This window comes from Pseudomonas sp. NPDC008258 (assembly GCF_042956345.1).
Taxonomy (GTDB): Bacteria; Pseudomonadota; Gammaproteobacteria; order Pseudomonadales; family Pseudomonadaceae; genus Aquipseudomonas.
The window spans coordinates 24632-43207 of record NZ_JBIBGE010000044.1 but is presented as its reverse complement, the minus strand read 5'-3'; the positions used below and the strand labels follow the sequence as shown (position 1 = coordinate 43207).

The following is an 18576-nucleotide window of genomic DNA, read 5'->3' as shown; positions in this document are numbered from 1 at the left end:
GAACGCCGGTTTGTTGATGTGTTTGCTCGCACGAACATCATCCATCAAACCGGCGTTCTTGTTTCTGTCTTTCCCGGGATTCCGTGAAGAACCATAAAAAAGCCCCGCAGACCAGAGCCTGCGGGGCAAACGGTTGGGGGAGGAGCCAACCAAAGGAGTCGTTTAAACGGATGTATCAGCGTGCGCTGGCCACGGTCTCCGGTTGCCAGCCGCCGCCCAGGGCCTTGTAGATCGAGACGATGCCGCGGTACAGCTCCACCTCACCCTGGGCCTGCGCATCTTCGGCGCTCAGCCGCTCGCGCTCGGCATCGAGCAGCACCAGGTAATCGACCGTACCCTCGCGATAGCGAATAGAAGCCAGCTCCGCTGCCTTGCGGCTGGCGTCGCTCTGGCGCATCAGCGACAGCAGCCGCTGCTGGGTCTTGTCGTAGTCGCTAAAGGCGTTGGCCGACTCTTCCAGGGCCAGCAAAACCTGCTGCTCGTAGTTGGCCAGCGCCCCTTCGGCATCGGCCTTGGCGCCACGCAGGCGGGCGCGCACGCTGCCCAGGTCGAAGGCCGCCCAGGTAATGCTTGGGCCCAGTGCCCAGGCATTGGCGGCCGAGGAGCCGATCTGCGAGCCGCGCGCAGCGGTGAAGCCCAGGAAGCCGCTGAGGCTGACGCGGGGGAACAGGTCTGCCGTGGCCACGCCTACGTTGGCAGTGGCTGCCGCCAGTTGGCGTTCGGCGCTGCGGATATCCGGGCGGCGACGCAGCAGTTCACCCGGGTCGCCCACCGGCAACGCCTTGGCGATAGCCGGCAGGGCCTTGGGCGACAGGTCTACGCTGAGCGCGTCAGGGCGCTGGCCGAGCAGGGTGGCGATGCGGTGCCGGGCTCGTGCCTGTTCGGCCTGGAGTTGCGGCACGGTGGCCTCGACCCCGGCCAGGCGTGCATCGGCACGCACCACGTCCAGGTCGTTACCCACGCCAGCATCGCGCAGGGTTTCGGTGATGGTCCGCGATTCCTGCTGGGTCTTCAGGTTGGCCAGCGCGATCTTTTCGCGCAATTGTGCGCCGCGCAGCTGCCCGTAAGCATCGACCAGCTCGGCGATCAGGCTGACCTGCAACTGCTGCAGGTCGGCGGCGGCTACCGCTTCCTGGGCTTCGCTTGCCTCGATCTGGCGCTGGATGCGGCCGAAAAGGTCAAGCTCCCAGGCCATGTCCAGGCCCAGGTCGTAGCGCTCGCTGTTCACCCGCTGCGTGGTCTGGCCAGGAATCTGGCCCTTGCCAATGTCGCTGCTGGCGCGGCTGGTAACCACCGGGAACTGATCGTTCTCGGCGTCTTCACGGATCGAGCGGGCCGATTTCAAACGGGCGAAGGCCACGCGCAAATCACGGTTGCCGTCGAGCGAGGCCTGCACCAGCTGGTTCAGCACCGGGTCGTCGAACTGCTTCCACCACAGGCTCTCGAAACGGCTACGGTCGTAAGCCTTGGCCTGCACGTCGCTGGCCAGTTGTGCAGGTTCGGTGGCCGGGGCCTGGTAGTCCGGGCCTACCGCACAGGCCGCCAGGGCCAGTGCCAGCAGGCTTGGGGTCAGGGGTTTGAGCAGGTTCATGCGTGGTTCTCCAACACGTGAACGCGTTCGGCCTTGCGGGCCTGGCGGCGTTCGACAAAACGGCGGATCAGGAAGAAGAACACCGGGGTAAGGAACAGGCCGAACACGGTCACGCCGATCATGCCCGAGAACACTGCCACACCCATGGCATGGCGCATTTCCGAACCGGCACCGGAGCTGAACACCAGTGGCACCACACCCATGATGAAGGCGATCGAGGTCATCAGGATCGGCCGCAGACGCAGGCGGCAGGCTTCCAGTACCGCAGCCAGCGGGTCGAGGCCTTTGGCCTGCTCATCCTTGGCGAACTCGACGATCAGGATCGCGTTCTTGCACGCCAGGCCCACCAGTACGATCAAGCCGATCTGGGTGAAGATGTTGTTGTCACCACCCGACACGATCACGCCGGTGATGGCCGACAGCAGGGTCATCGGCACGATCAGGATCACGGCCAGCGGCAGGCTCCAGCTTTCGTACTGGGCGGCAAGCACCAGGAACGCCAGCAGTACGCACAGCGGGAACACCAGCAGTGCAGTATTGCCCGAGAGGATCTGCTGGTAGGTCAGGTCGGTCCACTCGAAGGTCATGCCGTTGGGCAGTTCCTCTTTCAGCAGTTTCTCGATTGCCGCTTCCGCCTGGCCAGAGCTGTAGCCCGGGGCGGCGGCGCCGTTGATTTCGGCTGTGATGAAGCCGTTGTAGTGCATGACGCGGTCCGGCCCGGAGGTGTCGCTGACCTTGAGGAAGGTCGCCAGCGGGATCATTTCGCCCAGGTTGTTGCGCACTTTCAACTGGCCGATCTGCTCGGCATCAAGGCGGAACTGCTGCTCGGCCTGGACGTTGACCTGGTAAGTACGGCCAAAGCGGTTGAAGTCGTTGGTGTACAGCGAGCCCAGGTATACCTGCAGGGTGTCGAAAATGTCGGTAATCGCCACGCCGTGGGTCTTGGCTTTCTCACGATCGATGGCGGCATCGACCTGCGGCACGTTGACCTGGTAGCTGGTGAACAGGCCTGCCAGCTCCGGCACGTTGTGGCTCTTGGCGATGATGTTCTGGGTTTCCTTGTACAACGCTTCGTAACCCAGGTTGCCACGGTCTTCGATTTGCAGGCGGAAGCCACCAATCGTGCCCAGGCCCTGTACCGGCGGCGGTGGGAAGATGGCGATGTAGGCGTCCTGGATATCGGCAAACTGGGCGTTCAGTGCCGCCGCGATGGCCGCCGCCGACTGGCTCGGGTCCTTGCGCTCATCAAACGGCTTGAGCGGGGTGAACACGATGCCGCTGTTCGGGCTGTTGGTGAACCCGTTGATCGACAGGCCGGGGAAGGCGACCGAGTCGGCAACGCCCGGCTGTTTCAGGGCGATTTCGCTCATGCGCTTGATCACCGCCTCGGTGCGGTCGAGGCTGGCGGCATCAGGCAGCTGGGCGAAGGCCACCAGGTATTGCTTGTCCTGAGCCGGCACGAAACCGGTCGGGGTGGACGAGAAGCCCAGGTAAGTCAGGCCCATCAGGCCGGCGTACACGAACAGCGCGATGCCGCTGGAACGGATGACCCGGCGCACGCCGCCGACATAGCGGTTGGAGGCACGGTCGAAGAAGCGGTTGAACGGGGCGAACAGCCAGCTGCCCAGCAGTTTTTCCAGGATACGCGAGAAGCGGTCCTTCGGCGCGTGGTGGTCCTTCAACAGTACGGCAGCCAGCGCTGGCGACAAGGTCAGCGAGTTGAATGCCGAGATGACGGTGGAAATGGCGATGGTCAGCGCAAACTGCTTGTAGAACTGCCCGGTAAGGCCAGAGATGAAGGCCGCTGGCACAAACACCGCGCAGAGTACCAGTGCCGTGGCAATGATCGGCCCGGTCACTTCGCTCATGGCTTTTTGCGTGGCCTCAAGCGGTTTGAGGCCCAGCCCGATATTGCGCTCGACGTTTTCCACCACGACGATGGCGTCGTCCACCACGATACCGATGGCCAACACCAGGCCGAACAACGACAAGGCATTGAGCGAGAAGCCGAACAGGTGCATCACCGCAAAGGTACCGATCAACGAGACCGGCACGGCCAGCAGCGGGATGATCGAGGCGCGCCAGGTTTGCAGGAACAGGATCACCACCAGTACCACCAGTACCAGTGCTTCGAACAGGGTGTGTACCACTGCTTCGATGGAACCGCGCACGAAGATGGTCGGGTCATAGACGATGCTGTAGTCCATCCCCTCCGGGAAGTCCTTTTTCAGCTCGGCCATTTTCGCCCGTACTTCGTCGGAGATCTCGATGGCGTTGGAGCCTGGGCGCTGGAAGATCGGGATGGCCACAGCCGGCTGGTTGTTCAGCAGCGAGCGCAAGGCGTACTGGCTGGAGCCCAGCTCGACCCGAGCGATGTCCTTCAGGCGGGTGATTTCGCCATCGGCTCCGGCACGGATGATGATGTTTTCGAACTCTTCCTCATTGACCAGGCGGCCCTGGGTGTTGATCGACAACTGGAAGCTGGTGGAACCGGGAGCGGGCGGGGCGCCCAGCTGGCCTGCAGCCACCTGGCGGTTCTGCTCGCGGATCGCGGCCACTACATCACTGGCGGTGAGGTTGCGCGAGGCGGTCTTGTTCGGGTCCAGCCACACGCGCAGCGAGTAGTCGCCCATGCCGAACAGCTGCACATCGCCCACGCCGCCCAGGCGCGCCAGCTCGTCCTTGATGTTGAGGATGGCGTAGTTGGACAGGTAGAGCATGTCGTAGCGGTTGTCCGGCGAGGTCAGGTGCACGACCATGGTCAGGTCGGGCGAGGCCTTGTCGACGGTAATACCGATACGCGTCACTTCCTCGGGCAGCTTGGGCTGGGTACGGGTGACGCGGTTCTGCACCTGCACCTGGGCGTTGTCCAGGTCGGTGCCCAGGGCGAAGGTAATGGTCAGCGTCAGCTTGCCGTCAGCGGTGGACTGGGAGGACATGTACAGCATGTTCTCCACACCGGTAATGGCCTGCTCCAGCGGCGCGGCGACGGTTTCGCCGATGACCTTGGGGTTGGCGCCGGGGAAGTTGGCGCGCACCACCACGGTGGGCGGCACTACTTCGGGGTATTCGCTGATCGGCAACTGGAACAGCGAGATCGAGCCCGCAATCAGCAGCACCAGCGACAACACGGCGGCGAAGATCGGCCGGGTAATGAAGAATTTCGAGAAGTTCATCGGTGTGGTCCCTTAACCGCGTGGCGCCTGGGCGCTGGCGACTTTCACGTTGTTGCCCGCCACCTTCGGCGCCGGGTTGCTGGCCTCCAGGGCCTGGCGCTGCTGGGCGAGGGCGGCGAGGGTCTGTTCGCTGGCCATCTGGGTATCGATAGGGGTGACTGGCGAACCAGGGCGTACACGCTGCAGGCCCTTGACCACGATGCGGTCATCCTTGCCCAGGCCGCTGCGCACGATGCGCAGGCCTTCCAGCTTCGGCCCCAGCTCCACGGCGCGGTAGGCGGCCTTGTTGTCCTTGTCCATGACCAGCACGAACTTCTTGCCAAGGTCGGTGCCCACGGCTTCGTCGTTGATCAGTACGGCGTCGTACTGGGCGCTGCCCACCAGCTTCAGGCGTGCATACAGGCCAGGGGTGAACTGGCCGTCGCTGTTGTCGAACACGGCGCGGCCGCGGATGGTGCCGGTGCGCGGGTTGACCTGGTTGTCGACGAAGTTCATCTGGCCCAGGTGCGGGTTGCCGGTTTCGCTGGTCAGGCCCAGGTACACCGGGGTGCTCTGGCCACGCTGGCCTTCGCGGGCCAGCTGGGTGTACTTGAGGTACACGCGCTCGTCGGCATCGAAGTAGGCGTAGACCTTGTCGGTGGACACCACGCTGGTCAGCGGGGTGACATCGGCGCTGACGATGTTGCCGGCGGTGAACTGGGCACGGCTGACACGGCCGCTGATAGGCGCGGTGACACGGGTGAAGCTGAGGTTCAGGCGCGCCAGGTCGAGCTGGGCCTGGATTGCATCAACGCCGGCACGGGCTTCGGCAGCGGCGCTGCTGCGCGATTCGGCCAACTCGGCGGAAATGGCGTTGCTGTCACGCAGGCGTTCGCCACGGCGGGCTTCGTTGGCGCTGCGAATGGCGGTGGCCTTGGCCTGTTGCAGTTGGGCTTCGAGGCGGCGGACTTCAGCCTGGAACGGGCGCGGGTCGATCTGGAACAACAGGTCGCCTTTCTTGACCTGGGCGCCTTCGGTGAAGGCCACCTGGTCGATCTGGCCGGAAACCCGTGGGCGGATTTCGACGGTTTCCGGGGCTTCGAGGCGGCCGGTGAACTCGTCCCATTCGTTGATCGGTTGCTCGATCACCTTGGCCACGCTGACCTTTGGCGCGGCGGGAGCCTGCACGGCGTCGGGGGTTCGACCGCAAGCGCTGATCACCACCACTGCCAGGGCAGCGAGGGGGAAGCGCAAGGGTTTGAGTGATTGTTCCATGGAGAACTCCGCCAATGTATTAGTAGTGGGCGGAGTGTGAGTGTGTTGCGCGTGAGGCACGAATCGAACGGGGCGAAGGTTATTATCACGCTGAATGATATGTGCGGATCAATCATCGATTTTGGGCATGGCGGTCTTGGCCGCAAGTTTTTGGCGCTCTCTAAAGCCCTGGGGCCGCGTTGCGGCCCTATCGCGACACAAGGCCGCTCACACAGCGACCGCACCGGCTTCAAGCCCAGTGCAATACCTCAGCGATCAACGTTCTTGCATCAATCTACCGGCCTGCGCAGACCCTTGTGGGAGCGGCCTTGCGTCGCGATAGGGCCGCAACGCGGCCCCGGCGGTTTCAGCTCAATACGCTGAACCCATGGGTCCCATCCCGCTCCAGCTGGGCAATCAGCCCGAACTCCCAAGCCAGATACCCCTGCATGGCTTCACGCGGGTTATCCGTCCCTTCATAGGGCCGGCGATAACGGTCGGTACGCGCCACGGCCAAGCGGGTTTCGCCACTCTCCAACGGTTTGCCTGCCGCAATCCAGCGCGCGGTGCCGCCATCCAGTACGTACACCGGGGTTTGTGTGAGCGCCTGCAAGTCTAGCGCCGCAAAGCGCGCCAGCAGGCTGCTGCCGCAGGTCAGTACATAGCGCTCGGCCACCGGCAGGCGTTCCAGCGCTTGCGGCAACTGCGCACGGATCACCCAGTGAGCGCCGGGAATATGCCGCTTCACGTAGTTGGCACTGCTGGTGAAGTCCAGCAGCACGGTGCCTGGTGCCCGCAGCCAGTCATCCAGTTGCTCTACGCCGATCTCAGTGACTGCGGGCAGCGCCGGTTGCGGTGCCTGCCACTCGCCTGTCTCGCTGAAGTCCGCTGCCGACACGCCGTCGAGTACCGCCACCTGCCAGCCCATCTGGGCTAGCCACGAAGCGCTCATGTTGGCGCGTACGCCGTCGTCATCCACCAGCACGATGCGTGCCCCGCGCACGCTGGCGACATGGTCGGTTTCCTGCACCAGTTGCCCACCCGGCACGCTGCGGCTGGCCGGCAGGTGGCCAAGGGCATATTCCTCTGGTGTACGTACGTCGAACAGGTACGTGGTACGGCGGGTGTCGGCCTGCCAGGCGGCCAGCGTTTCCTGCCCCAGGCGCAGTACCCCAGCGCGGTCGGCTACGCTGCGCGCACGTTGCGCGGCATCGGTGCGGGTGTTGTCGCTTACCTCGGCAAAGCGGCGTTCCTGGCCGTGGGCCAGCGTTTGCCCGGCCAGGGTCCAGCCGATGGTGCCGTTGCGCAGGGCGGCCACGGGGTTGGGGATGCCAGCGTTCACCAGCGATTGGGTGCCGATGATGCTACGGGTGCGGCCGGCGCAGTTGACGATGACGCGGGTGGCGGGGTTGGGCGCCAGTTCGGCAACCCGCAACACCAGCTCGGCACCCGGCACGCTGATGCCTCCCGGGATGCTCATGGTCTGGTATTCGTCGAAGCGGCGGGCGTCGAGTACTACCACATCGGCCTTGGCATCCAACAGCGCTTGCACCTGTTCAGCCGCCAGTGACGGCGTGTGGCGCACGCTTTCCACCAGCTCACCAAAGGATTTGCTCGGCACGTTCACGTCACGGAACAGCTCGCCACCGGCAGCGCGCCAGCCTTGCAGGCCGCCTTCAAGCAGTGCGACATCGCTGTAGCCGAGCGCCAGCAGGCGGGCGGCGGCCTGGGCTGCCAGGCCTTCACCGTCGTCATACACGGTGATGGCGGTATCACGCCGGGGTACGCGGGCGTAGATCTCAAGTTCCAGCTTCGACAACGGGATGTTGGCGGCAAACAGGGGGTGCTCCTGGGCGAACGGGTCTTCCTCGCGCACATCGATCAGCGCCAGTTCTTCGTGGGCCAACAGGGCCTGGCGAATGTCTTGGTAGGAGCGGGCGGCAACGGTACTCATTGGGCAGGGTTCTCTTTGGACAGGTCCCAGATGTTGGGCAGAAGGCTGTTGGAATAGCCGGAAATGAACGGTTTTTCGCTGCCGTCGGGCAGGTACACCGCACGGCTGACGGCGCCGATGTTGGCGCCATACACATGGATGCTGATCGATACCCGGTCGTCGAAAGCGTTGCTGACCTGGTGCACATCGCCGATGCGTGGCGACACGGCTTCTACCTGGCCCGGGTCCAACCGCACTGGCGCGCCTGCTGGCAGGAATGCCCCGTGTTCGCTGCGGGCAAAGCCTTGCGAGTATTCGGCGCCGCGCAGCATGCCGATCAGGCCCCACACCCGATGGTCGTGGATGGGCGTTTGCTGGCCAGGCCCCCAGACGAAGCTGACGATGGAAAAGCGCTGGCGCGAATCGCAGTGCAACAGGTACTGCTGGTAACGGGCCGGGTCTGGCTGTGCCAGTGCCTCGGGCAGCCAGTCGTCATGGGCGACCAGGCTGCGCAGCAGGCCCTGGCCATGGTCGAGCAGGGTGGCTTCGTCGGCTTGCTGGTCCACCAGCTGTGAAAGGGCGTCGATGAAATGGCGTAGGCGCTCAAGGCGCAGGGGTTGGCTCATGGTTCAGGCTCGGCTGACGGTTTGGCTTAACCCTAGCAAATGCGCAAAATATTCTCAAAAGTAAAAATATGAATAAGCTAATATGCAAACAATGCATTTACAGATGAGCTGATCTGATTTGAAATAAGCAGCGGTCAAAGCATTAGGTTATGCCCAAAACGAATTTCACGGCGCTGTTCTTAATCGATAACTTATAAGCAGACCGTTGGTTATATTCAAAGTGAATATGCCATTCCCATTTTCACGAGACCGCACGCGCGGATCGGCCTGATGTACCCGTTACGGTACGTGGAGACGAACGTGCGATACCTCAAGCAATTGGCCGCCGGTGTGCTGGCCAGCTCTCTCAGCCTGGCTGCTGCCGCACAAACCTTGGTGGTCGGCGACCAGAGCTTCAATGCCCGTGCCGTGATGGAAGCAGCCGGCGTGCTCGATGACCTGCCATACACCCTGGAATGGAAGCAATTTACGGCCGGCTCGCCGGTAGCCGAGGCGCTGAACGTGGGCAGCCTGGACATCGGCCTGCTGGGCGATGCGCCGCCTTTGTTCCTGGGCGCTCTGGGTGCGCCGATCAAGGTGATTGCGGTCAGCCGGCAGAACCTGGACGGCGTGGCCATCCTGGCACGCAAGGACTCGAACATTCACAGCCTCGAAGACCTGCGCGGCAAACGTGCAGCGATCTGGAAGGGCTCGTGGAGCCAACAGTTGCTGTTCAGCGCGCTGGACAAGGCCGCCGTGCCACGTGATGCGCTGGAGCTGCGTTACCTCAGTGCGCTGGACGCCTCTCATGCGCTGGACGGTGGTTCGGTCGATGTGATTGCCACCTGGGAGCCCTATGTCACCCAGCAGGAGCGCCAAGGGGCACGGGTGCTGGCCACGGCTGAAGGGTTGATCCCGGCACAGAGTTTCGTGGTGGCCAATGCCAAGGCGGTGGAGGCCAAACGGGCGCAGATCAGTGATTTTCTGCAGCGCCTGAAAAAAGCCCGCGACTGGACCCTGAGCGACCCGGCCCATACCGCGGCCTATGCCGACGCGTGGGCCAAGCGCACCCGTGCCGATGCTGACATTGCCCGTGCCTGGTTTGCCAGGGCGCGTACCGATCTGGCACCGCTGAACCCGCAGGTGATCGTGGATGCGCAGAAGACCGTGGACTTCTTTGCCGGGTTGGGGCTGATCAAGGCCTACCCGGCGGCGAGCCTGTTCGATACCTCGTTCTCGGTGGCATTCGAGCATTAAGTTCCCCTGTACCGGCCTCTTCGCGGGCAAGCCCGCTCCCACAGGCGTTGCGCAATGCTCAAGCGCTCTGCGGTACCTGTGGGAGCGGGCAAGCCCGCGAAGAGGCCGGTACAGACAACAGCCTTTTTGAGGAATGACCATGACCACCCGCAAGATCAAACTCGGCGCCCTGACCATGGGCTGTGGCGGCCCGGGCCGGCACAACCTGTGGCTCGATCCGGAGCTGCCCGCCGATGCCAGCGTCAACATCGACTGGTACATTGATATCGCCCGCCAGGCCGAGGCCGCGTTGTTCGACCTTATATTCATTGTCGACAGCCAATACATCACCCCCGGCTCGCCATCGCATTACCTCAACCGCCTGGAGCCGCTGACCCTGCTCTCGGCACTGGCCGTAACCACGCGCCATATCGGCCTGGTTGGCACCCTGACCACGTCCTACAACGAACCCTTCAACGTTGCCCGCCGCCTGGCCTCGCTCGACCTGATCAGCAAGGGCCGCGCCGGCTGGAACGTGGTCACCAGCGGCGACGCTGGCACCGCCGGCAACTATGGCCGTGACGAGCACTATGACTACGACACCCGTTATGCCCGTGCCCAGGAGCACGTGGCGGTGGTGCAGGGCCTGTGGCAGTCCTATGAGGCTGGCGCGTTCCCGCGCAATCGTGCCACCGGGCAATTCCTTGACCCAGGCCGGATGCATGCCTTGAACCACAAGGGCGAGCACTTCTCGGTGGTAGGGCCGCTGAACATCCAGCGCTCGCCACAGGGCCAGCCGGTCATCTTCCAGGCCGGTGACTCGCAGCAGGGGCGTGAGCTTGGCGCAGCCACCGCGGATGTGATCTTCACCCACGCTGCCAGCATCGAGCAGGGCCAGGCGTTCTACCGCGATGTGAAAGCGCGCGCCGAGCGGCTGGGGCGCGACCCGGAGCAACTGCTGGTGTTGCCCGGGGCCGAAATTTATGTGGGTGATACTGACGAACACGCCCGTGAGATCGAGCGCCATTACCACCAGCAGGACCACAGCTTCGAACTGGCGCTCAAGGAGTTCGGCCGCAACTTCGGCTGGCACGACTTCAGCCAGTACGACCTCGATGCACCGTTCCCCCAGGAAAGCCTGGAGCATGCCCGCAGCAGCTTCTTCACCAACGCCAAGCGCATTGCCGACCAAGCCCGGGAGCAGGGCTTGAGCCTGCGCCAGACGGTGGAGTTCGGGCGCAAGCTACGCCCGGGCGCCTTCGTCGGCTCGGCCGAAACGGTCGCGGCAAAAATGGCCGAATGGTTCGAGGCGCGGGCGCTGGACGGCTTCAACATCTACATCGGCCACCCCGGGCAGTTCCGCCGGTTTACCCAGGAGGTGGTGCCGCTGCTGCAGGCGCGTGGGGTATACCGCACAGCCTATGAAGGCACCACGTTGCGCGAAAGCCTGGGCTTGGCGATTCAGTGAATGCTTGAAGCCAGTTCGAAGATCGGCATGTACATCAGGATGACGATCAGGCCGATCAGCAGGCCGATAAAGGTCATCAGCAGCGGTTCGAACAGCTTGACGAACCATTCTACCCAGCGGCCGATTTCCTGATCATGGAAGTCGGCGCAGCGCTCCAGCATCTCGCCCAGGTTGCCGGACTGTTCGCCGGCCCGCAGCAGGCGCAGCGACACCGGCGTGACCAGGTGCCCCACCTCGAGTGCATCGGATAGCGGCAGCCCTTCGCCCACCCGCTGGCTGGCCTGTTCCAGGCCTTGGGCCGCTGCGCTGCCAAGCAGGCCGCGAGCCATGCCCATGGCGGTGAGGATGGGAATGCCGCCTTGCAGCAGGATGCCCAGCGAGCGATAGAAACGTGCCAGCTCGTACATCATCAAGCGTTGGTGCAGCGCCGGCAGGCGGCGCAACTGGCACGAGGCCCAGCGCCGTACGCGGGGATCGCGGCGCAGCAGCCACAGCGCCGTGACGCCACCGGCCGTGCCCAGCGCCAGCGGCAGTTGCTGGGCGTGCAGGAACAGGCCGATCTGCATGAGCATGCGTGACAGCCAAGGCAGCTCGGTGCCCATGCCCTCGAATACCTGGCTGAAACGCGGCACCACATAGCCGAGCAGGAACAGCACCACGCCACCCCCCACCAGCAACAGCAGCAACGGGTAGACCGAGGCCCCCACCAGTTTCTGCCGTACCAGGTCCAGGCGCTGGCGGTAACTGATGTAGCGGGCCAGGGCGTCGCCCAGCGCACCAGTGCGTTCGCTGGACTGCACCAGCGCCACATACAGCGGCGGGAAAACCCGGGGTTGCTGGCCCAGTGCCTGTGACAGCGAACGGCCTTCGTACAGCTGGCGCACCAGCTCGGCCAGCACCTTGCGGGTGGCGGATGCGGGGGCCTTTTCTGCCAGGCTTTCCAGTGCATCGATCAACGGCAGGCCAGCATTGAGCAGGGTCGACAGCTCCTGGCTGAACAGCACCAGGTCAAACACCGCCTCACGGCGCCAGGCCATGCCGCGCAGGGCGCTGCCATTGCCGCGCAGGCTGAGCACGCGCAGGCCTTGGTCCTCGGCCTGGCGGCGAGCGTGGTCGGCGTCCTCGGCGTCGATCTGCAACTGCACCACGCCCTGTCTGCCCAGGGCCTTTAGGCTGTAACGCATGGCTGCTCTCCTTACTGCCAACTGGTGACTTCGGCGTTTTCCCCGTCACCACCGGGCTGGCCGTCCTTGCCCATCGACAGCAGGTCGTATTCACCGCCGTTTTCGCCGGGTTGCCGGTAGATGTACGGGCGGCCCCACGGGTCCTGCGGCACCGCCTTCTGCAGGTAGGGGCCGGTCCAGCGTGGCTCGCCACTGGGGGCGACAACCAGGGCTTGCAGGCCTTGCTCACTGTTGGGGTAGTGGCCGACTTCCAGCCGGTACAAATCCAGGGCCTTGCTCAAGCCTTCAATCTGCGCCCGTGCCACCTTGGCCTCGGAGCGGCCGAGCTGGCTGAAGTACTTGGGCGCGACGATGCCGGCCAACAGGCCGAGTACCACCAGTACCACCAGGAGTTCGAGCAGGGTGAAGCCAAGTTGCGGGTTGGTTCTGCGCTGCATGGTGAAGCCCTCCACGCCATGGGGACATGCGTTGACAGGCACCATGCAACAGCCGTGCACGTCTGCCTCGGGGCCTTGCGCCATGCGGCACCGGAAGCGGCACAGTGCTTGCGTCGTGGTCAAAACCCTCGGGTTTTCCGGGGCATTTCCCCCACATCGGGGGCCACGACGAAGAGGCGGCCGACATGCGTGGACTCATCCTTGGCTTGATATGGCTGGCGGCAGGAACTGCCCAGGCCGATGTGTACATTTCCATCGATGCCAAGGGCGGCTACGTACTGACCAACGTCCACCGACCCGGGCGCCACTATGAAAAGGTGATCAACGAGCCGCTGGCCCAGGCCGGCCCGGCCAATGCACAGATGATCACGGGCCGCCCCTATGCCGAAGTGGTTGCCACGGCGGCACGCATCCATAACGTACCCCCGGCGTTGTTGCATGCGCTGATCAAGGCTGAATCCGGCTACAACCCCAAGGCCCGTTCGCCGGCAGGCGCGGTGGGGTTGATGCAACTGATGCCCGATACCGCCCGCGAGATGGGCGTTGAAGACCGCCTGGACCCGGAAGACAACGTGCAGGGCGGGGCACGTTACCTGAAACGCATGCTCACCCTGTTCGATAACGACATCACCCTGGCGGTGGCGGCTTACAATGCAGGGCCGGATGCCGTCATGCGGCGCGGCGCGGTGCCGCCGTTTGCCGAGACCCGGCGCTACGTGCCTGCGGTGCTGCGCGAATACCGCAAATTGCAGGGGTTGGCAGATGATTCGCCTTTCTAGAACCCTCTTGCACAGAATCTTGAAGTTGGCGCGATCCCTGTGGGAGCGGGCAAGCCCGCGAAGCAGGCGACGCGATGGATGGCACCGGCTGCGCCGGTGTTCGCGGGCTTGCCCGCTCCCACAGCGAGCGCATGTGGCTCAGAAATTACCCTTCGGCGGATGCCATTAATTTAGCACTATGGTTTCCCCAACTCTGGGCTATAACCTTTTGAAGGTGCCCAGATGTGGAGTCCGCCATGGACATCGCCCCTCGTTCCGACGCCATCGAAGTGCCTGCCGGTAACGAGCTGGCTGCCCCGCGCAAGCCGTTCAACCTGTTACGCTGGTACGCCTGGGTCAGCCTGGCCATCATCCTGTCGGTGGCTGCGGGGCTGGGGCTGATTTCCAGTCGTTTCATCATCGATGAGAGCGTGGAGCGCGATGCCTTGCTCACCGCGCAATTCATCACCTCCATCGCCGATGCCGAAGTACGCCATGTGTCGATCCCCAATGTGCGTACCATGGGCGAACTGCTTGACCCGCGCACCGATCGCAGCAACTTGCCCGATGTCGACCCGGATGCCCGGCGCAAGGCGCGTGGTGAGTTCCTTGACCATATCGCCCACTTGCCAGACATGCTGCTGGCCAACATCTATGCCCCGGACCGCACGGTGATCTGGTCCAGCAACCCGGCGCTGATCGGCAAGCTGATCGAGGGCGATGACGACCTGGACCGGGCTTTCGAGTACAAGATGCGGGTCTCGGCCAGCTACCACAACTTCGAACAGGCCCGTTCCGAGCAGAAGTTCGTTACCCCGCCCGAGCAGTTGTTCATCGAAAACTACATTCCGCTGTTCGATGCCGATGGCGAGCAGGTTACGGCAATGGTCGAGATCTACAAGGAACCCCATGACCTGATCGTGCGCATCGAGCATGGCCTGATCCTGATCTGGCTGGCGATCACCGTCGGCGCCGCGCTGGTGTACGTAGGCCTGTACGGCATCATGCACCGCGCTGCGCGGTTGCTGGCGGTGCAGCAGAAGCGGCTGATCAACAACGAAACCTATGTGGCGTTGGGCGAGGTGTCATCGGCGGTGGCTCACAGCCTGCGCAACCCGCTGGCCAGCATCCGCTCCAGTGCCGAGCTGGCCCAGGCGTTTGACGAAGGCCCGGCGCAGCGCAATGTCAACGACATCATCGGCCAGGTCGACCGCATGTCGCAGTGGATCCGCCAGATGCTGCAGTCGTTGCGGCCGCTCAACGATGAGGCGGTGGCGGTGGACTTGCCGCAGGCCCTGCAAGAAAGCCTGCAAGCCTACGCGGTACCGCTGGCACGCGGTGGGGTCAGCCTGGACCTGCAACCGTTACCGGCGGTACAGGTAGTGGGGCACCCGGCGTTACTGCGGCAGATTTTCAGCAGCTTGATAGCCAATGCCCTGGAATCGATGGAGCAGGGCGGACGGCTGCGTGTCGAGGTGGTACGCCAGGACCGACGAAACCTGACGCTGCGCCTTTCCGACAATGGCAAAGGCATGAACGAAGCGCAGCAGCGCATGGCTTTTCGGCCGTTCTTCACCACCAAACAGGGTGGGTTGGGGGTGGGGTTGGTGCTGGTGAAACGCATCATGGAGCGCTTCGGCGGCTCGGTCCGGCTCAGTAGCACAGAGGGCCATGGTACGCGGGTGTCGTTGTGTTTCCGCTTGGTCAAGACCTCATAATTGGTATTAATAAATGCTTGTAATCCGTTGATTTAGATGTATTTACTTGTTTTTGGGTGAAAATTACCCAAGTGTGGGGGTTTTCCCTACAAGCTGGATTAATAATTTGTTTTAACTAATTGAAAAATAACTATTTATCGTTTTGTGGTCAGGTTCTTGCTTGGTGATTTGCAGAGCGCAACACGCGACAAAAGGCAGCTTCGGCTGCCCAGGCGGGGTGCTATCAATGGGCTGCTGCTGTTGGCCTTGAGGCATCACCGAACGGACGGCCTGTGCGGGAATCACGCGATGCAGATGCTGGAAGACGAAGTTCGCGAAAAGCCCGGTGCGACCCCCAGCGGTCTGGCCGTGCCATTGCGCGAGTTCAACCTGCTGCGCTGGTTTTCGGTTATAAGCCTGCTGATCATCACCGCAGTGGCGGGTGGGCTGGGTTATGTGTCAACGCGCTTCGTGGTACGCGACAGCGTGCAGCGCGATGCCATGCTGACCGCGCAATTCATCCAGGCCATGGCCCAGGCCGAGGTCCGCCATTCACAGTTGCCGCCTGGCACCACCATGGGCGAGTTGCTGGACCCGCGCCTGGACTTGCAGCATTTGCAGTTCACCCCAGCGTTGGCCGAGTCGACCCGGGTGGAGTTCCTCGACCATGTCGAGCACCTGCCAGACACCTTGCTGGCCAATGTCTATGCTCGCGATCGCACCATCGTCTGGTCCACCAACGTCGAGCTGATCGGCAAGCGAATAGAAGCCGACGGCGACCTGGACCGCGCCTTCCGCTCGCGCAAGGCGGTGTCGGCCAGCTACCACAAGGCCGCCGAAGACCGTGAAGAGCAGAAGTTCCTGCGTGAACCGCGCTACCTGTTCATTGAAAACTACATTCCGCTGTTCGACAGCCAAGGCGAACAGGTAATGGCCATGGTAGAAATCTACAAGGAGCCGCAGGACCTGATACGGCGTATCCAGCGCGGCTATGTGCTGATCTGGGCCTCGACCCTGGTGGGTGGCGCACTGATCTACTTCGGGCTGTTCTGGATCGTGCGCCGGGCAGCGCAGATGCTGCACCTGCAGCAGGACCGCCTGGTGGCCAGTGAAACCTACGTGGCGCTGGGCGAGATGTCGTCGGCAGTGGCGCACAGCCTGCGCAACCCGTTAGCCAACATCCGCTCCAGCGCCGAGCTGGCCCAGGAAATTGCCAACCCTGCGGCGCAGAAGAACATCACCGACATCATCAGCCAGGTGGACCGCATGTCGCGCTGGGTGCGCGACTTGCTGGTGTCATTGCGCCCGGCCAGCGACGAGGCCGAGGCCGTGGACCTGGTGGCGGCCATCGAGGACACCCACCTGGCCTTCGTCCAGCAGATCGAACGCAGTGGTGTGCGCTTCCATTTCGAGGGGCCCGATGTGCAGTGGGTGGCCAGCCAGCCGCTGCAGCTCACACAGATTCTCAACAGCCTGTTCTCCAATGCCCTGGAGGCCATGCCCGCAGGCGGCATGCTGACTGCCCAGGTGAATGTGCGCGAAGGCCATCGTGCCGAGTTCGTGCTCACCGACACAGGCAAAGGCATGAGCCAGCAGCAGGAGCGGATGGTGTTCAAGCCGTTCTACACCACCAAGCAGGGCGGCCTTGGCGTAGGCCTGGTTCTGGTCAAACGCATCATGGAACGTTTTGGCGGCTCGGTCAGTTTGAGCAGCCGTGAAGAGGAAGGAACCCGCGTCAGCCTTACATTCAACATCGCAGCGGGAGGGGACCATGGAGCAGAGCATCCTGGTAGTCGAGGATGATGAAATCCTTGCCGACAACATTCGCACCTACCTCAGCCTCAAGGGTTATGAGGTCAGCGTGTGCCACAGTGCAGAATTGGCGCTGGAACAGATCAAGCGGGCCCAGCCTGACGCGGTGCTGACCGACAACTCGTTGCCGGGCATGAGCGGGCATGACCTGCTGCGTACCCTGGTGGCGCAGGCGCCGGACTTGAAAGTGATCATGATGACCGGCTACGGCAACGTCGAGGATGCCGTGCAGGCCATGAAGGAGGGCGCCTTTCATTACCTGACCAAGCCGGTGGTGCTGGCCGAGCTCAAGTTGACCCTGGACAAGGCCCTGGCTGCCGAGCGCATGGAGCGTACGTTGTCGTTCTACCAGGAGCGCGAGGCGCAGAAGTCCGGGTTGCAGGCATTGATCGGCGAGTCGCCGGCGATGCTCACCCTCAAGCACACCCTGCGCCAGGTGCTGGATGCCGAACGGCGCATGGCCAGCGACGACCTGCCACCGGTACTGGTCGAGGGCGAGACCGGCACCGGCAAGGAGCTGGTGGCCCGCGCCCTGCATTTTGACGGTTTGCGCAGCAAGGGGCCGTTCATCGAGTTCAACTGCGCCTCGATACCCGCCAACCTGCTGGAGGCTGAGCTGTTCGGCCATGAGAAGGGCGCCTTTACCGATGCCAAGGAGCGCCGGGTGGGCCTGGTGGAGGCGGCCGATGGCGGTACCTTGTTCCTCGACGAGATCGGCGAGATGGACCTGGTGCTGCAGGCCAAGTTGCTCAAGCTGCTGGAAGACCGCAGCATCCGCCGCATAGGCGCGGTGAAGGAGCGCAAGGTCGACCTGCGAGTGATCAGTGCCACCAACTGCAACCTGGAGCAGATGGTGCAGCAGGGCAAGTTCCGCCGCGACCTGTTCTTCCGCCTGCGCATCATTGCCCTGAAAGTACCGCGCCTGTATGCGCGTGGGCAGGATGTGTTGCTGTTGGCACGGCATTTCCTGGCCCACCATGGCCGGCGCTATGGCAAGCCGAACCTGCGTTTTTCTGCCGAGGCCGAGAGCCTGATGCTGGGTTACAGCTGGCCGGGCAATGTGCGTGAACTGCGCAACATGCTGGAGCAGACCGTGCTGCTGGCCCCGAACGAGGTGGTGCAGGCGCATCAGCTGAACCTGTGCATGACGTTGGTGGACGAGCCGCTGGTGGCTCAGCCCTCGGCGACTGTATATGAAATGCCGCGGCATGAACCGGAACCGGGTACCAGCTTGCCGGACATGGAGCGCGACCTGGTGTGCAAAACCCTGGACCGTACGGACTGGAATGTGACCAAGTCGGCGCGGATGCTGGGGTTGTCGCGGGACATGCTGCGGTACCGCATCGAGAAGCTGGGGCTGACCCGGCCCGACAAACGCCAGTGGTAGGCGTTACTACCGATCGTGAGCTGAATGGTGTTCCCTGTGGGAGCGGGCATGCCCGCGAA

At 63.4% G+C, this 18576-nt stretch carries 13 protein-coding genes; 6 read left to right on the top strand and 7 right to left on the bottom strand.

The window, feature by feature from the left end:
* Positions 1 to 175 precede the first annotated feature (175 nt).
* From ACFY9W_RS26215 to ACFY9W_RS26195, 5 genes are all read right to left on the bottom strand, one after another.
* Complete coding sequence (locus ACFY9W_RS26215; protein WP_012272150.1) at positions 176 to 1591, bottom strand: efflux transporter outer membrane subunit; 1416 nt, start codon at positions 1589 to 1591, stop codon at positions 176 to 178.
* A complete protein-coding gene (locus ACFY9W_RS26210; RefSeq protein WP_391136861.1) occupies positions 1588 to 4767 on the bottom strand; it encodes a multidrug efflux RND transporter permease subunit in 3180 nt (1059 codons plus the stop codon). The genes ACFY9W_RS26215 and ACFY9W_RS26210 overlap by 4 nt, the downstream gene beginning before the upstream one ends.
* Before the next feature lie 12 nt (positions 4768 to 4779).
* The gene (gene mexE / locus ACFY9W_RS26205; RefSeq protein WP_391136858.1) at positions 4780 to 6021 is read right to left on the bottom strand and encodes a multidrug efflux RND transporter periplasmic adaptor subunit MexE; all 1242 of its coding nucleotides are present in this window, start codon (positions 6019 to 6021) and stop codon (positions 4780 to 4782) included.
* Between the two features lie 346 nt (positions 6022 to 6367).
* Positions 6368 to 7954, bottom strand: a complete 1587-nt coding sequence (locus ACFY9W_RS26200; RefSeq protein WP_391136855.1) for a rhodanese-like domain-containing protein — start codon at positions 7952 to 7954, stop codon at positions 6368 to 6370.
* Positions 7951 to 8559, bottom strand: coding sequence for a cysteine dioxygenase (locus ACFY9W_RS26195; protein WP_391136852.1), 609 nt, complete (start codon positions 8557 to 8559; stop codon positions 7951 to 7953). The genes ACFY9W_RS26200 and ACFY9W_RS26195 overlap by 4 nt, the downstream gene beginning before the upstream one ends.
* Before the next feature lie 300 nt (positions 8560 to 8859).
* Here ACFY9W_RS26195 and ACFY9W_RS26190 point away from each other — a divergent pair, with 300 nt between their 5' ends.
* Both ACFY9W_RS26190 and ACFY9W_RS26185 read left to right on the top strand, forming a co-directional pair.
* The gene (locus ACFY9W_RS26190; protein ID WP_391136849.1) at positions 8860 to 9795 is read left to right on the top strand and encodes an aliphatic sulfonate ABC transporter substrate-binding protein; all 936 of its coding nucleotides are present in this window, start codon (positions 8860 to 8862) and stop codon (positions 9793 to 9795) included.
* Positions 9796 to 9934: 139 nt separating this feature from the next.
* Positions 9935 to 11242: an NtaA/DmoA family FMN-dependent monooxygenase gene (locus tag ACFY9W_RS26185; RefSeq protein ID WP_391136846.1), complete on the top strand. Its 1308-nt coding sequence runs from the start codon at positions 9935 to 9937 to the stop codon at positions 11240 to 11242.
* On the opposite strand, the gene ACFY9W_RS26180 is transcribed toward ACFY9W_RS26185, so the two are convergent.
* Together ACFY9W_RS26180 and gspG are read right to left on the bottom strand one after the other, a co-directional pair.
* Positions 11236 to 12426: a type II secretion system F family protein gene (locus tag ACFY9W_RS26180; RefSeq protein WP_391136843.1), complete on the bottom strand. Its 1191-nt coding sequence runs from the start codon at positions 12424 to 12426 to the stop codon at positions 11236 to 11238. The genes ACFY9W_RS26185 and ACFY9W_RS26180 overlap by 7 nt on opposite strands.
* A gap of 11 nt (positions 12427 to 12437) precedes the next feature.
* Positions 12438 to 12863 carry a type II secretion system major pseudopilin GspG gene (gene gspG, locus ACFY9W_RS26175; RefSeq protein WP_391136840.1) on the bottom strand — a complete coding sequence of 142 codons (426 nt, stop codon included), beginning with the start codon at positions 12861 to 12863 and terminating at the stop codon, positions 12438 to 12440.
* A gap of 185 nt (positions 12864 to 13048) precedes the next feature.
* Here gspG and ACFY9W_RS26170 point away from each other — a divergent pair, with 185 nt between their 5' ends.
* The 4 genes from ACFY9W_RS26170 (at position 13049) to ACFY9W_RS26155 (ending at position 18517) form a co-directional block, all read left to right on the top strand.
* Complete coding sequence (locus ACFY9W_RS26170; RefSeq protein ID WP_391136837.1) at positions 13049 to 13642, top strand: transglycosylase SLT domain-containing protein; 594 nt, start codon at positions 13049 to 13051, stop codon at positions 13640 to 13642.
* A gap of 236 nt (positions 13643 to 13878) precedes the next feature.
* A complete protein-coding gene (locus ACFY9W_RS26165; RefSeq protein WP_391136834.1) occupies positions 13879 to 15339 on the top strand; it encodes an ATP-binding protein in 1461 nt (486 codons plus the stop codon).
* Positions 15340 to 15627: 288 nt separating this feature from the next.
* Positions 15628 to 17121 (top strand): ATP-binding protein, encoded by a 1494-nt coding sequence (locus ACFY9W_RS26160; protein ID WP_391136831.1) that lies wholly within the window; start codon positions 15628 to 15630, stop codon positions 17119 to 17121.
* Positions 17090 to 18517, top strand: a complete 1428-nt coding sequence (locus tag ACFY9W_RS26155; RefSeq protein WP_391136828.1) for a sigma 54-interacting transcriptional regulator — start codon at positions 17090 to 17092, stop codon at positions 18515 to 18517. Before ACFY9W_RS26160 ends, ACFY9W_RS26155 begins: the two co-directional genes overlap by 32 nt.
* The last annotated feature ends 59 nt before the right edge of the window (positions 18518 to 18576 follow it).